The sequence below is a fragment of the Synechococcus sp. R55.3 genome, from assembly GCF_047461975.1.
In the GTDB taxonomy this organism is placed as follows: Bacteria; Cyanobacteriota; Cyanobacteriia; order Thermostichales; family Thermostichaceae; genus Thermostichus.
Map to the genome: position 1 here is coordinate 19,750 of NZ_JANSIG010000001.1, position 12,615 is coordinate 32,364.

Below are 12,615 nucleotides of genomic sequence, written 5' to 3' on the forward strand. Positions count from 1 at the left end.
GTAAGGATCGAAAACGTCAGAACTCACGCCGGGCGAACACCAACACCGCCAGAATCAACAGCAAAAGGGTGTAAGCCAAGCCGTAAAGTGCATCTCCGAGAAGTTCTGCTGGGGGTGGAACTTGGCCGTAAACCGCAGCATCTCTCAGATTGAGGCGCTCCAGATCCGGCAGGATCAAATAAATCACCTCAAACACTTTGCTCAATCCGGCCTCTTCCACCAGCTTGCTCAGTTGCAGCAGGGCGCGGCTGGCATGGCCCATCAGGAACAGGGCAATGGTGTAGAGGGTGGCCAGAATCGAGGAAGTGAAAACCCCGAACAGTAGGGCTGCGGCAACGATCAGCACCAGCTCCAAGAAAGTGAAGACCGTCGCCCAGAGAATGGCCAAGAGGGAAATCGGGGCCTGCACCAGCAGCAGGCTGAGCAGAAACACAACCGTCATCAGCAGCACCAGCACCGACAGCAGCGCCGATAGGCCCAGATGCTTGCCGACAATGAACTCTGCCCGGCTCATGGGTTTGGCGATCAGCACATACACCGTGCGTTTTTCAATCTCTTTGTTCACCAGCCCTGTGCCCACGAAAATGGCCACGATCAGGCCGAAGAAGTGAATGGCTGCCAACCCCAGGTCGGCAATGATTTTGTTGTGGGCCTGGTTGGCCACCTGCGGGATCAAAACAGTGGCTCCCAGCATGGCCACCGCAAATACCATCACCAGGTAGAGAATCCGATCCCGAATCGTTTCCCGGAAAACGTTGTGGGCAATGGCCACCACGCGCGACGCATCCATGGCTGAACCCAAAGCTGTGATGATTCGACTGGTACACTGGTAACAGATCCAGCCTTTATTCTATGCAGTTCCAGGCTCAGATCCAGATTCACCTGCGCCCCTCTGTTCTCGATCCCGTCGGGGCCGCCGTCCAGTCCAGCCTGCATCAGTTGGGGCATACCCAGGTGCGACAGGTGCGCATTGGCAAGCACATCCAACTGCAGCTAGAGGCCCTCGACGCCGAGACCGCCCGCCGCCAGGTGGATGAGCTGTGCCATCAACTGCTGGCCAACCCGGTGATTGAGACTTATCAAATCCAAGTGGATCCCATCGGTGGCTGATTTGATGGGTTCAGGTGATTTGAGGTTGACTTGAGGCGTTCCAAACAACTGTGAAATTGTCCATTTCACGGAGCGCAGTTTTTTCTTAGGGGAGAGAAACTGGGAAAATGTCTCAAGCTCTCTAGGATAGCTACAACCACACCCTCTTCTTTTCTCTCGTCAAGGGATCCCAATGGCCGGCGTGAGGTTTGGCATTGTTGTTTTTCCGGGTTCCAACTGCGACCGAGATGTAGCCTGGGTAACCCGCGGCCTCTTGGGCTGCCCAACGCGGCTGATCTGGCACCGGGAGACGGATTTGTCGGGGCTGGATGTGGTGGTGCTGCCGGGGGGCTTCAGCTATGGGGATTATTTGCGGTGCGGGGCTATTGCTCGCTTTGCCCCGGTGATGGGATCCCTGAAGGAGCACGCGGCGCGAGGGGGCTATGTGCTGGGCATTTGCAATGGCTTTCAGATCTTGACAGAGGCAGGACTGCTGCGGGGGGCACTGGTGCGCAATGCCAACCTGCACTTTATCTGCGACCGAGTGGGGATCCGTGTAGAACGGCAGGATCTCCCCTGGACAAGCGCGTATCCCCAGGGATCCACCTTAACCCTGCCCATCGCCCATGGGGAAGGCCGCTACACCTGTGATCCGGATACCCTCAAGCAGTTGCAGGATCGAGGGCAGATCGTCTTTCGCTATGCTCCGGTTGCGCCCAACGGCTCTGTGGACAACATCGCCGGCATTTGCGATCCCAGCGGTCGGATTCTGGGTTTAATGCCCCACCCTGAGCGGGCAGCAGATCCCGATTTGCCAGGGCAAGATGGGATCCCCTTTTGGCAGTCGATTTTGCGCAGCTTCGCCGCCTAACTCTTCTCCAGGAGAACTCACCCCTGCCCCGGCCCTCGAGACAACACCTGGCGAACTTGATTCACCATCTCCTCATGATCCACCACCGGCTTGGCAATGTAGCCATCTGCCCCGCTCTGGGCCAAAAATGCCTCGCGGTCGCCGCGCATCGCATGGGCCGTCACCAAAATGATGGGGATGGAGCTGCTTTTCGGATCCGCCTTCAACAGTTGGGCAATGCGGATCCCGTCCACCGCCTCGCCGCGAAAGGTGCTCTGGGACAGGGAAACATCCAACAAAATGACATCCACCTCGTGCCCCTGGGCCAGCTTCAAAATCTGCTCCACATCCTGGCTGTGAAAGACCTCAAAACCTCCCCGCCGTCGCAACACCTTCTCAAAAACACGGGCGTTGATCGGATCATCTTCCACCAGCAGCACTGTTGCCATCGTTAACCCAATCTTGAATCTGAACCCAAGCTAAGCTGTCTCTGGGATCCCAAAAGCCATCCTAAGGCATCCTTAGCGAGTTCAATTTGAGCAGTAGGACAAGCGTTCTCCTACAGAGTACTGAAGAGTACCGAAAAGGGTCTCAGTAGCTCTGAGAACTCCCCCCTCCTCTCCCAAAAGGAAGGATCCTCAGGTTGCCGCTACTTGACTATTTATTTTGGAATCTTATTTTGGAATCACTCCATTCCGAGTTGCCGCTACCCAACCGCAAATAGGAAAGCCGGAGAGAGCTCCGGCCCCATCCAGAACTAAGCCTAAACCACAAATCTCAAAAGAGACTGACCTTCCCTCTGCCTTGCTTGAGCCCGGCACAGCAGGAACGGCAGCCACTACCCTGGGTTACTTCTTGGTAATTCTCGGAGTTTCCCGAAAGGCGACCGCGAAAAACAGAAGGCCCAACGTCAAAAACAGGATAAAGGTGTAGGTGATGGCTTCCATACAAAACCTCCATTTCTAAGGGGGCTTGATTCCAGATTAACTCGGAGCCGCCAGCACCCCATCTCCAAAGTGAAGCAGAGTGCCGACGGCATCGCCGAAAAGGGCTCTAGGCTTCCTGAACCTTGCGAGTGGTGGGATCCCCTACTTTCTGGAAGACGCCGAACTCCACCATTTCCTCGCTCATATTGGGGTCAATACCGGCGAACACATCGCGGAAGAGAGTGCGAGCGCCGTGCCAGATGTGGCCAAAGAAGAACAGCAGGGCAAAGACCGCGTGAGCAAAGGTAAACCAACCGCGGGGGCTGGTGTGGAAGGTGCCGTCCGCCTTGGGGGTTTCTCGGTCGAACTCAAACAACTGACCCAACTGGGCCTGGCGGGCATATTTCTTAACCGTTGCCGGGTCGGTAAACACCTGACCGTCCAGCTTGCCGCCGTAAAACTCCACCGTCACGCCCACCTGCTCAAAGCTATAGCGAGACTCTGCCCGACGGAAGGGAATGTCTGCCCGCACCACCCCATCGGCATCCCGCAGGATAACCGGGAAGGTCTCGAAGAAGTTGGGCATCCGCTGCACCGTCAGCTCCCGCCCTTCGCGGTCACGGAACACCGGGTAGCCCAGCCACTCGATGGCAATGCCATCCCCTTTGTTCATGGGGCCAGCTCGGAACAGACCCCCCTTGGCCGGGCTGTTGCCCACGTAGTCGTAGAAGAGCAAAGATTTGGGCAGGGAGTTGTAGGCCTCGCTGCGGGTCATCCCGGCTTCCATAGCCGCATTTACCCGGCGGTTAATCTCCTGGTTGAAATAGCCAGAATCCCATTGGTAGCGGGTGGGACCAAACAGCTCCACAGGGGTAGTGGCGCTGCCGTACCACATGGTTCCGGCCACCACAAAACCGGCAAAAAACACCGCCGCAATCGAGCTGGAAAGCACCGTCTCGATGTTCCCCATTCGCAGAGCGCGATAGAGGCGCTGGGGTGGGCGTACCGTGATGTGAAATAGACCTGCAATGATGCCCACGATGCCTGCAGCAATGTGGTGGGCCACCACCCCTCCGGCGTTGTAGGGGTTAAAACCGGCTGGCCCCCATTCCGGTGCTACCGGCTGGACGTGTCCCGTCGTCGCATAGGGATCGCTCACCCACATCCCCGGGCCAAACACCCCCGTCAGGTGAAAGGCGCCAAACCCAAAGCAGAGGATCCCGGCCAACAGCAGGTGGATCCCAAATATTTTCGGCAGATCCAAAGCCGGCTCGCCGGTGCGGGGATCCCGGAACAGCTCCAGATCCCAGTACACCCAGTGCCAGCAGGCCGCCAAGAAGAGCAAGCCGGACAAAACGATATGGGCAGTGGCTACCCCTTCAAACGTCCAGAAGCCCGCATTGGCAACGCTCTCGCCGTAGATATTCCAACCGCCCCAGGAGTTGACCACCCCCAGGCGAACCATAAATGGCATGACAAACATGCCCTGACGCCACATCGGATTTAGGACAGGATCCGATGGATCGAAAATGGCCGTCTCATAAAGCGCCATTGATCCGGCCCAACCTGCTACCAGAGCAGTATGCATCAGGTGAACCGCGATTAGGCGACCTGGGTCATTCAGTACAACCGTATGGACCCGATACCACGGTAGTCCCATAAAGCTCGGTCCTCCACGTTCTCCAACACTTGCGCGATATCCAGTCAAAATTAAGCCGACATCTTACCTGGGATCCTGACCTGAGCAGTTTCTTCAGAGTCGAGGGGTGCCGCACCCGCTTGAACCCCTGAGCGCACCCAACTAGGATATCGCTCTCAGAATTTCCATCGCGGGCATCAAACAGTATAACGAAACGCTACCGACCTGAGTGGCTTCAGGCAGGATGCCGTCTCACTTTAGGCATCATCTTCCCAGATCTCTCGCCGGAGATTAAAAATATGACTTAAAATGTTACAATACTTAGCAACTGTGAGCGCTCTCCTGGCTCAGGCTGAAAAGTGTCGTGGTTTCTGGCAGGGGTATGGCAACGATTCGCTTCGTCAACGAGAACCGAGAGATCTTCGTCGCTGAAGGCGCTAACTTGCGCTTGAAGGCTCTGGAAAACCAGATCGATCTCTACAAAATGATGGCCAAGCTGCTCAACTGCGGCGGCAACGGCCAATGTGGCACCTGTGTGGTGGAGATTGTCGAGGGATCCGAGCATCTCTCCCCTCGCACCGAGGCAGAAAACCGCAAGCTCAAGCGCAAGCCCGATAGCTACCGCCTTGCCTGCCAGACCAAAGTGCTGGGGGATGTTTCCGTCAAAACAAAGCCCTAGCCTTGGCCCGCCTGTTTTCCCTTTGGGCAAGTCGTACTCAAGAGTGGTATGCTGACTGCCAGTTGGGCTTGTGGCATTTGGAGTTATGGAGACGAACTACCTGGGCATCTTGGCCACTCTCTTAGTCGTTCTGGTGCCCGCCATCTTCCTGGTGATTTTGTACGTGCAAACCTCCAGCAGATCTGGCGACTGACCGGGCAACTCCCACTGGCTCAAGTCGGGTAAATGCTGGTCAAAAGGGGGGATCCCCTGTGTAGGAGGGGATCCCTTCGTCTTTTGTCGTCTAGGCTGGGCGAATTAAGGGTATTTGGAGCTCTATCGGTCAAGCTGTTGCTTGAGCTGACCTAGCCCTGTCGAAAGTCCCCGCAGGCTCATACAAAAACTCAAACAGGTTGCCGTCGGGATCCTTGCCGTAGAAAGAGGCCGTGCCATCCCTGTGGGTGTGAATGGCCCCTACCGGGATCCCTTGGGATTTCAGGCGTTGGTGTTCTTGCTGGAGCTCCTCTATGCTGTCGAAGACAAAGCCAAAGTGGGGCCCTGCTGCGCGATAGCCCGGCCCCAGCAGTGCCAGCCCATCCTCTCCCGCCTTCATGTAGGCCCAGTCGGGATCCTGCCAGACGTTGACCATGCCCAGCTTTTGGTAGAACTCCACCGCCTTGGGGATGTCTTCTACCCGGATGGCGACATGCCCGAGTTGTCTAAGTGCCATGTCATCCTCTGTGCTCAAGTGAGCCAACTGCAACGGTTCTCCTCCAGATCAGCTTGACACACTCCCCACCCCGAAGGGTAGGGATCCCTGCGGTAGGACAGAACTTTAGACCCAACTTTTTGACAGCTTGAGGCTGGGATCCCAACCCAGTCCATAGGCAGGACAGAAGATGGTTTCAACCCATTGGATTGGGGATGAACCAAGACTTATCCTGTTGGCTGCGCGGCCAAGAACCGCTCCAGCTCGCTCAAAGCCTCTGCATCCATCTTGGTTTGCATAGGGCAAAACTTTGGCCCACACATAGAGCAAAACTCTGCCGTTTTGTAGATATCTGCCGGCAAGGTTTCGTCGTGATATTCTCTGGCGCGTTCTGGATCCAAAGACAATTCAAACTGCCGGTTCCAGTCGAAGTTATAGCGGGCCCTCGACATCTCATCATCCCGATCCCTGGCACCGGGGCGATGACGGGCAATATCGGCAGCATGGGCGGCAATTTTGTAGGCAATGAGGCCGTTGCGCACGTCCTCAGCATTGGGCAAACCCAAGTGTTCCTTGGGGGTGACGTAGCAGAGCATTGCCGCACCATACCAGCCAGCCAAGGCCGCCCCAATGGCGGAGCTGATGTGGTCATAGCCTGCCGCAATATCGGTTACCAGAGGTCCCAAAACATAGAAGGGAGCCTCATCGCACTCTTCCATTTGCTTGCGCACGTTGAATTCAATTTGATCCATCGGCACGTGGCCGGGCCCTTCCACCATGACCTGCACATCGTGCTCCCAAGCCATGCGGGTCAACTGGCCCAGGGTTTTCAACTCCGCCAGTTGTGCTTCATCAGAAGCATCGTGCAAGCATCCCGGTCGCAAAGAATCTCCCAAACTGAAAGAAACATCGTATTTCTTGAAAATCTCAATAATATCGCGGAAGTGGGTATAGAGAGGATTTTGTTTGTGGTGGGCCAACATCCAGCGGGCTAGGATCCCACCTCCACGGGAAACAATTCCCGTCAGGCGATGGCGCACCAACGGCAGATATTCGATCAGGATCCCGGCATGGATGGTCATGTAGTCCACCCCCTGCTGGGCCTGTTTTTCGATAACATGCAAGATGTCTTCTGCAGAAAGTTTTTCGACGTTGCCGTGCACACTTTCTAGGGCTTGGTAGATGGGCACCGTACCAACCGGCACCGGAGAAGCTTGGATAATGGCAGTACGGATTTCATCCAAATCGCCGCCTCCGGTGGACAGATCCATAACAGTATCGGCGCCGTACTTGATGGCCAACTTCAGTTTCTCCAACTCTTCCGCCAATCCTGAGGAACTGGGGGAAGCGCCGATGTTGGCATTAACTTTACAGCGGGAAGCGATCCCAATGCACATCGGCTCGAGGTTGGTGTGATTGATGTTGGCAGGGATGATCATGCGACCCCGGGCCACTTCCGAGCGGATCAGTTCCGCCGGCAGGTTTTCCCGCCGGGCCACGTACTCCATCTCTTCGGTAATCAGGCCTTGACGGGCAAAGTGCATTTGCGTTACATTTGCTTGCCCACGACGACGGGCAACCCATTCGCTGCGCATGTTGTCAACTCCAGTGCTCGCTTTCCTACGCTGGTATGAACCAGATCAGGTTCTGAGGATGTAATCTCAGCCTGGGGATAATCCCCAGACACTCCTAGCGTGGTGTGATCATATCACCGAAATAGAGATGAGGCGGGGAGCTCTATAGTCTTTATTAAAAGAGTTTGAGATAGTACTAACCCTCACCCCTGGCCTCTCTCCCCATGAGATCCTGACCCTCACAGGGATCCCAGCCAGCGCCGCCAGCTCCACCAGGGATCCTTTCCCTTGCTGGCCCTGAACAGTTCGGCCACTTCCTCGCCGGTGGGCTGGGCAATAAAAGTCTTCAAGACGCTGTAGAGGCCGGGCTCTTCCTGCTGCCACACGCTCCAGGGATCCGGATAGGCGCGAAACAGGGCTCCCTCCACCAATGAGCGCAGGTAGTAGCTGGTCTCGAAGGTGCTCAGAAACCGCTGGCGCAGACGGCGACCGGCCAGACCCACACCCACGGTGGCGGCATCCTGCAATTGGGGGTTGAGGAGAACGACGGGTTTGGGATCCCGTCCTTTGGAAGTCAGTCCAGAGGGATCCCCACCGCTGACCGCTTGGCAAACCCGCTCCACCTGATCCAAGCTGTAAACCGCTGGCATCACCAGCAGGAGGCTCTGTTCTGGGGTAGGTTGAGTCCGGGAAGTCAAGCTCTGTAATTCAATCCCTTCTGGCAGGGATCCCCATTCCCGCTGGGCCAGGGCTGCTCCGCCGGCATCGCTGAATAGCACCAAAGCAGGCGGTTGCAGCAGCTCCAAGAACGGGCGGGACAATACTTCTGGCTTGATGTCGGGGGCCAGGATCTCGATGAGCAGGCGGCGATATCCTGCTTGCATAGCCAGCCGTGTAGCCTGGATGGCCTGCTCACAGGCCTGGGCCAGGTCGATGGGCAAGTTGGGAAATTGGGTTAGTTGCAGTTGCTCGGCCACAGTCTAGTCCAATTATGATTCAGCCAGTAACCAGGGATGCTCAGCCAGACACTTCTTCCCAAGCCTTGTGGGTGAGCAACTCCTCCAGAACCCGCACCCCCCGCAGTTGGTTGGAAAGGGGCAGGTGGCCCTTGGGGGCGGAGAGATCCCAGATGAACTCGTCAGGGTAGCGAGTCCAGTGGTAGCCCTGCTTCCAGCCAATGAGCGGCCAGAGGCGCTCCCAGTTGCGGTTCACCCCCAGCCACAGTTGCCGCTGCACCGAGTAGCCAAAGCGATCCCCGGAGGCCGCCCGCCACAGGCGATCGATCGTGCGCAGATCCTCGACCGGGATCCGGCTCACCTCGGAAAAATACAGCCAGCCTCGCCGCGCCGCCCCCTCTCCTGCCGCCCGACATAGCAGTTGTAGGCTCAGCCGATCCGCCTCCAGCCAGGCTCCCGCCGATAACAGCTCCTGCAGAGGACGATAGTCGATATTCAGGGCTGAAGTCAGAGGGACGGTCACCATTGCCAAGTTGCAAAAGGTCTCCCTTGATTTTAGTCCCTGCTGTCCGTCCCCTCAGGTTTCAGGCGGGTACTTGGGCGGATCCCCGAAGATGATGCGATAGCCGATGTACGCCACCCCCAACAGCCCTGCCAGGATCCACAAGAAAGCCGAAAAGGGCATGTAGGAAAAAAAGACAAGATAAACCCGGCGACTGAGCCAAGAAAAAATAAGATAGACTGCCGCCAAAATGCCGATCCCTTGCAAGGTGCGAAAAGCCGGCACCCGCGAGAGAGGCATGCGCTGGCGTGCCACCCAGATGGAGCTAAGAAAAGTCCAGGGAGGCACCAGCAGCAAGAACATATCCGCCTGCTTCACCACCGCCTGCCAGCCGGCGGTGTTGGTGGCATAGGCCAAGTAGCCCGCCCAGAGGACAAGAGTTACCGCTCCCAAGCCGATACTTAAGCTGAGCAAAAAAGGCTCCTCCCATTGGCCTGGGATCCAGTCGCAGAGAACCCAAACCACCCAAGGGGTGGCAAAGAGCAAAAGCGCAATGGCTAAGCCATTGGCGTTGAGCTGGGTAAAAAACGTCTCCAGAGTCATGAACAGCAAAAGGAGCGAACGTCACCCTTGATGGTAATGATTCCTCCTTGAGGAAGCAATTCAATCCGTATACAAATCCACCTATTGTGGGCAATGCCCGCAAGGTTTACAGCCCGCCTGGGCACCCCGGTAAACGTTGCCAAGTAACACCAGCAGGGATAGGAGTAGGAAAAAGAAAAGGGATCCTTGACACTGGCCAGGGATCCCTTCCTGTAGTCTTTCCTAAAAAGCTCAAGACATTTTCTATGGCGTTGCTGAGGGAATTAACCCAAGCCACTCTCCCCTTTTGCAAGAAGTGAGTCTGGCATCGGAATCCCTACTCCTCCGGATCCATCCGCCTCAGTCCATTAACCCAATCTACAGCCCTTGCAGCACCGTATCGGGGCGGGCCGACAGATTCTGGATGCGGGTATCCTGGGCAGGCGGGGTGTCTGCTTGGGTGAACACGCCGATCTGCCGCAAATACCGAGCCAAGGCATCTTGTTCGCTGCCGGGGGTATCGAAGGTGATGCCGGAACTGGGGGCCAAGTTCACCCGGTTGGGGTTGGACAGGCGAGGGAAGGGATAGTCATCCCCACCGTTGGCCAAGAAGTCCAGGGTCACCAGGCGGAAGGTGCGTCTGGGATCCCCTTGCACTTGGCCGTTGCGCACCACCACATCCCGACCTGTGGGCGTATCCACCCGCAAGGAGAGGACGCGGGATCCCGGTGGCCGCGAGGGATCAAAGCTAAAGGCAAAGCCGCCAATTTGCGGGAAACGGCCCGGCGTAGCTCCCGGCTGGGTTTGCGCCACCCCGTGTTCCACTATCTGCTTCAGTTCCTCAGCGGTGACGGTCAACAGAGAGAGGCCGTTGTTAAAAGCAAGGGCCGTTTCGATGTCCAGCTGAGAGATTTGACCGGACTGCTTGCCGGCCTCAGGGTTAGCAACCGGTGGGATCCGCCGCACCGGCTCGCCGCCGCCACCCCCTGTGGTAGCTCCGATGGGAGCGCGAATGCCGCCACCATTTTTCAGGGAGATGACCGTAGAAGGATCAACCGTTCTGGCGTAGGCCAGGTTGGCATCGGCAGTGAGGTTGCCCAGGTTGGTTTCCTCAGTGCGCACCTCTGCCCGCAGGCCGTTGAGAAATTGGGTGGTGGAGCCGAAGGTGCGGCCATCCTTGGTGCGGATGATGTTGCCGATCTCATTGGCCACCCGAACCACGTCAGGATTGGGGGTGCCCCTGACAGCTGCTACCCCTTGGTCGTCGGTGGCATAGGCACCGCTCACCGGGTCAATGCGGGCAATAACCCCGTTGGCGTCGAAGCTGACCACCAGGCGGCCCACGTAGCGATAGTTGGAGCCGGTGTTGACCACCGCCACCGGTTGACCACTGGCAGAGGAGCGCAAGATGGGGTAGTCACCCGTGCGGGTATCCGGCAAATCGGTGCGCAGGCGGTCGGTGGGCTTGGCAATCACCCGGTGGGATCCCCCGGCAATGATGATGTCCACATTTCGCAATTGGCTGGCTAGGCTCACCTCGTTTTGCAACTGCTGCAGGTGGGCCAGGAGGATAATTTTGTTGATGCCTTGGGCAGTGAGTTGATCGACAAAGCCCTGGATCAGGGCAGCACTTACCTGGTCGGTGTCGTCCACTCTGCCTTCCACCCTCACCTCTGGGCCGGGGCTGGAAATGGCAGCCAAGCGAGTGGTGGTGGCTCCCACCAAGCCAATTCGCTGCCCTCCTACGGTAATCACTGCTGTCTTGGCAATTCTGCCTCGAATGGAGCTGGCCTCTTGGCCATCGGCGGCAAAGTCAGCGCTGGCCAATTCCCCGGTGCCGCTGAAGCTGAGGTTGGCGCTCAGATAGGGAAAACGAGCCCCAGCGTAGCCGCGGCCCGTGTCGGGCCGAATTAGATCGCGAATCTGGCGCGTGCCTTGGTCGAACTCGTGGTTGCCGAAGGCAGCCGCCTCAAAGCCAATGGCGTTGATGATCTCGATATCGGCTTTGCCAGGGGTGAGGTTGTAACGGCCTTGCAGAGACCGATCCGTGCTGGCGTTGTAGAAGGGGCTGGGGATATAGTTGTCCCCACTGGAGAGCACCACCGTGTTGGGAAATTGGGGGCGCAGAGCATTCACCACCGCCGAGAAGCGCGGCGCATCTTGTACGGCAGCTATCGAGGCTTCCAAGTCGCTGGCGTGTAGGATTTGTAGGGTAAAAGCGGGCGGCTGAGTCGAGAGGGCCACATTGGGATCCGAGGCGATAAACCCTGCCCCTCCGCCGGTTGGGGGAACCGAGCTGCTGCTACCGCAGGCGCTGGCCAGGCTCAGCACCAAACACCACAACCCGACCCACAGGGACCTGGCCAGAGGGTTCAGCCAATCCGGGAGCCATCTCTTGGCAGGGGCAGACCCTCGAGCACGGCAAGCTGGTTTCATGACAATTCCTTCACTCCATCCACAAGAGAGGACGCATCCGCGTTCACGTTACCAAGGCTGGGATTGGGGTTTCGCTATGACCTGTTTAAGGTTAGGTCAAGCCTAGGTTAAACTTCCCCTGGATCCCAGCCAAATTGTTGCAAGTCCACCTGGCCCTCGGCGTCGAAGTGGATCCCTTCGGCTTGCAGCAGCGCTTTCTGCAGGTCGTCGTAGCCCAGGCGAAAAGGGGAGTAGGAAATGCAGCCCTGGGCGTTGATCACCCGTTGCCAGGGGATATCGGTATTTTGGCCTTGCAGGCGAAACAAAGCATAGCCCACCTGCCGGGCATAGCCAGGATAGCCGGCGGCCCGTGCAACTTGGCCATAGGTGGCCACCCGACCGGGGGGGATCCGCCGCACCACTTCGTAAAAACGCTGGTAGAGGCTGACGGATTTTGGCTCGGCTTGGCAAGACTTCTCGACATCACTCCCTGCCCTAAAGGGCAAGGATTCCTTCCCAGGCTGCAGGATGACTCCTACTTTCTGGGCTACACCACCCTTGCGATTAGTGGGGGATGCCATAACCCCAACTACCGGGATAAACTCCCAGATACTTCACTCTTCTGACACTGCGCCATATTCAAGTTGGCAGAGTTCGCTCCGCACCATAACACAAAGCTGCCCTGTCGCGACAGCGGGCCGTAGGCTTTAAGGGC

At 57.5% G+C, this 12,615-nt stretch carries 15 protein-coding genes and 1 riboswitch; of the genes, 4 read left to right on the plus strand and 11 right to left on the minus strand.

Annotation, left to right across the window (positions count from 1 at the left end):
* Nucleotides 1-16: 16 nt before the first annotated feature.
* The gene (locus NW849_RS00090; RefSeq protein ID WP_414355347.1) at nt 17-790 is read right to left on the minus strand and encodes an ABC transporter permease; all 774 of its coding nucleotides are present in this window, start codon (nt 788-790) and stop codon (nt 17-19) included.
* Nucleotides 791-852: 62 nt separating this feature from the next.
* On the opposite strand from NW849_RS00090, the gene purS reads away from it, so the two are divergent.
* On the plus strand, nt 853-1,110 hold the full coding sequence (gene purS / locus NW849_RS00095) for a phosphoribosylformylglycinamidine synthase subunit PurS (RefSeq protein WP_414355348.1): 258 nt from the start codon (nt 853-855) through the stop codon (nt 1,108-1,110).
* A 172-nt stretch (nt 1,111-1,282) separates the two neighbouring features.
* A complete protein-coding gene (gene purQ / locus NW849_RS00100) occupies nt 1,283-1,960 on the plus strand; it encodes a phosphoribosylformylglycinamidine synthase subunit PurQ (RefSeq protein ID WP_414355351.1) in 678 nt (225 codons plus the stop codon).
* Between the two features lie 17 nt (nt 1,961-1,977).
* On the opposite strand, the gene NW849_RS00105 is transcribed toward purQ, so the two are convergent.
* From NW849_RS00105 to psbB, 3 genes are all read right to left on the minus strand, one after another.
* Nucleotides 1,978-2,388, minus strand: a complete 411-nt coding sequence (locus NW849_RS00105) for a response regulator (RefSeq protein WP_414355353.1) — start codon at nt 2,386-2,388, stop codon at nt 1,978-1,980.
* Between the two features lie 399 nt (nt 2,389-2,787).
* Nucleotides 2,788-2,886, minus strand: a complete 99-nt coding sequence (locus tag NW849_RS00110; protein WP_011431949.1) for a photosystem II reaction center protein T — start codon at nt 2,884-2,886, stop codon at nt 2,788-2,790.
* A gap of 106 nt (nt 2,887-2,992) precedes the next feature.
* Entirely contained in the window at nt 2,993-4,525 is a 1,533-nt protein-coding gene (psbB, locus tag NW849_RS00115; RefSeq protein WP_011431948.1) for a photosystem II chlorophyll-binding protein CP47, read from the minus strand.
* 361 nt (nt 4,526-4,886) lie between these two features.
* On the opposite strand from psbB, the gene NW849_RS00120 reads away from it, so the two are divergent.
* Both NW849_RS00120 and psbM read left to right on the plus strand, forming a co-directional pair.
* Nucleotides 4,887-5,183, plus strand: a complete 297-nt coding sequence (locus NW849_RS00120; RefSeq protein WP_414350488.1) for a 2Fe-2S iron-sulfur cluster-binding protein — start codon at nt 4,887-4,889, stop codon at nt 5,181-5,183.
* A gap of 85 nt (nt 5,184-5,268) precedes the next feature.
* Entirely contained in the window at nt 5,269-5,376 is a 108-nt protein-coding gene (gene psbM / locus NW849_RS00125) for a photosystem II reaction center protein PsbM (protein WP_071818137.1), read from the plus strand.
* A gap of 129 nt (nt 5,377-5,505) precedes the next feature.
* Here the strand turns inward: psbM and NW849_RS00130 are convergent, their stop codons facing one another.
* The 7 genes from NW849_RS00130 to NW849_RS00160 all read right to left on the minus strand — a co-directional run bounded on the left by NW849_RS00130 (nt 5,506) and on the right by NW849_RS00160 (nt 12,481).
* Nucleotides 5,506-5,892: a VOC family protein gene (locus NW849_RS00130; protein WP_414355356.1), complete on the minus strand. Its 387-nt coding sequence runs from the start codon at nt 5,890-5,892 to the stop codon at nt 5,506-5,508.
* Nucleotides 5,893-6,098: 206 nt separating this feature from the next.
* Complete coding sequence (gene thiC / locus NW849_RS00135) at nt 6,099-7,466, minus strand: phosphomethylpyrimidine synthase ThiC (RefSeq protein ID WP_414355358.1); 1,368 nt, start codon at nt 7,464-7,466, stop codon at nt 6,099-6,101.
* 5 nt (nt 7,467-7,471) lie between these two features.
* Nucleotides 7,472-7,572, minus strand: a riboswitch (TPP riboswitch).
* 112 nt (nt 7,573-7,684) lie between these two features.
* Nucleotides 7,685-8,422: a DUF1995 family protein gene (locus NW849_RS00140; RefSeq protein WP_414350487.1), complete on the minus strand. Its 738-nt coding sequence runs from the start codon at nt 8,420-8,422 to the stop codon at nt 7,685-7,687.
* A 40-nt stretch (nt 8,423-8,462) separates the two neighbouring features.
* Nucleotides 8,463-8,927, minus strand: a complete 465-nt coding sequence (locus NW849_RS00145) for a GUN4 domain-containing protein (protein ID WP_414330005.1) — start codon at nt 8,925-8,927, stop codon at nt 8,463-8,465.
* Nucleotides 8,928-8,978: 51 nt separating this feature from the next.
* Complete coding sequence (locus tag NW849_RS00150; RefSeq protein WP_011431942.1) at nt 8,979-9,506, minus strand: hypothetical protein; 528 nt, start codon at nt 9,504-9,506, stop codon at nt 8,979-8,981.
* Between the two features lie 357 nt (nt 9,507-9,863).
* Nucleotides 9,864-11,816 carry a bifunctional metallophosphatase/5'-nucleotidase gene (locus NW849_RS00155; protein WP_414355444.1) on the minus strand — a complete coding sequence of 651 codons (1,953 nt, stop codon included), beginning with the start codon at nt 11,814-11,816 and terminating at the stop codon, nt 9,864-9,866.
* 212 nt (nt 11,817-12,028) lie between these two features.
* Entirely contained in the window at nt 12,029-12,481 is a 453-nt protein-coding gene (locus NW849_RS00160) for an MGMT family protein (RefSeq protein ID WP_414355360.1), read from the minus strand.
* Nucleotides 12,482-12,615 lie beyond the last annotated feature (134 nt).

What these genes read in the sequence shown, in the direction of transcription:
- NW849_RS00150 (WP_011431942.1), bottom strand. Translation starts at nt 9,506, where the DNA reads ATGACTCTGGAGACGTTTTTTACCCAGCTCAACGCCAATGGCTTAGCC.
- thiC (WP_414355358.1), bottom strand. Translation starts at nt 7,466, where the DNA reads ATGCGCAGCGAATGGGTTGCCCGTCGTCGTGGGCAAGCAAATGTAACG.
- psbM (WP_071818137.1), top strand. Translation starts at nt 5,269, where the DNA reads ATGGAGACGAACTACCTGGGCATCTTGGCCACTCTCTTAGTCGTTCTG.
- NW849_RS00110 (WP_011431949.1), bottom strand. Translation starts at nt 2,886, where the DNA reads ATGGAAGCCATCACCTACACCTTTATCCTGTTTTTGACGTTGGGCCTT.
- psbB (WP_011431948.1), bottom strand. Translation starts at nt 4,525, where the DNA reads ATGGGACTACCGTGGTATCGGGTCCATACGGTTGTACTGAATGACCCA.
- NW849_RS00105 (WP_414355353.1), bottom strand. Translation starts at nt 2,388, where the DNA reads ATGGCAACAGTGCTGCTGGTGGAAGATGATCCGATCAACGCCCGTGTT.
- NW849_RS00120 (WP_414350488.1), top strand. Translation starts at nt 4,887, where the DNA reads ATGGCAACGATTCGCTTCGTCAACGAGAACCGAGAGATCTTCGTCGCT.
- NW849_RS00145 (WP_414330005.1), bottom strand. Translation starts at nt 8,927, where the DNA reads ATGGTGACCGTCCCTCTGACTTCAGCCCTGAATATCGACTATCGTCCT.
- purS (WP_414355348.1), top strand. Translation starts at nt 853, where the DNA reads ATGCAGTTCCAGGCTCAGATCCAGATTCACCTGCGCCCCTCTGTTCTC.
- NW849_RS00160 (WP_414355360.1), bottom strand. Translation starts at nt 12,481, where the DNA reads ATGGCATCCCCCACTAATCGCAAGGGTGGTGTAGCCCAGAAAGTAGGA.
- purQ (WP_414355351.1), top strand. Translation starts at nt 1,283, where the DNA reads ATGGCCGGCGTGAGGTTTGGCATTGTTGTTTTTCCGGGTTCCAACTGC.
- NW849_RS00130 (WP_414355356.1), bottom strand. Translation starts at nt 5,892, where the DNA reads ATGGCACTTAGACAACTCGGGCATGTCGCCATCCGGGTAGAAGACATC.
- NW849_RS00090 (WP_414355347.1), bottom strand. Translation starts at nt 790, where the DNA reads ATGGATGCGTCGCGCGTGGTGGCCATTGCCCACAACGTTTTCCGGGAA.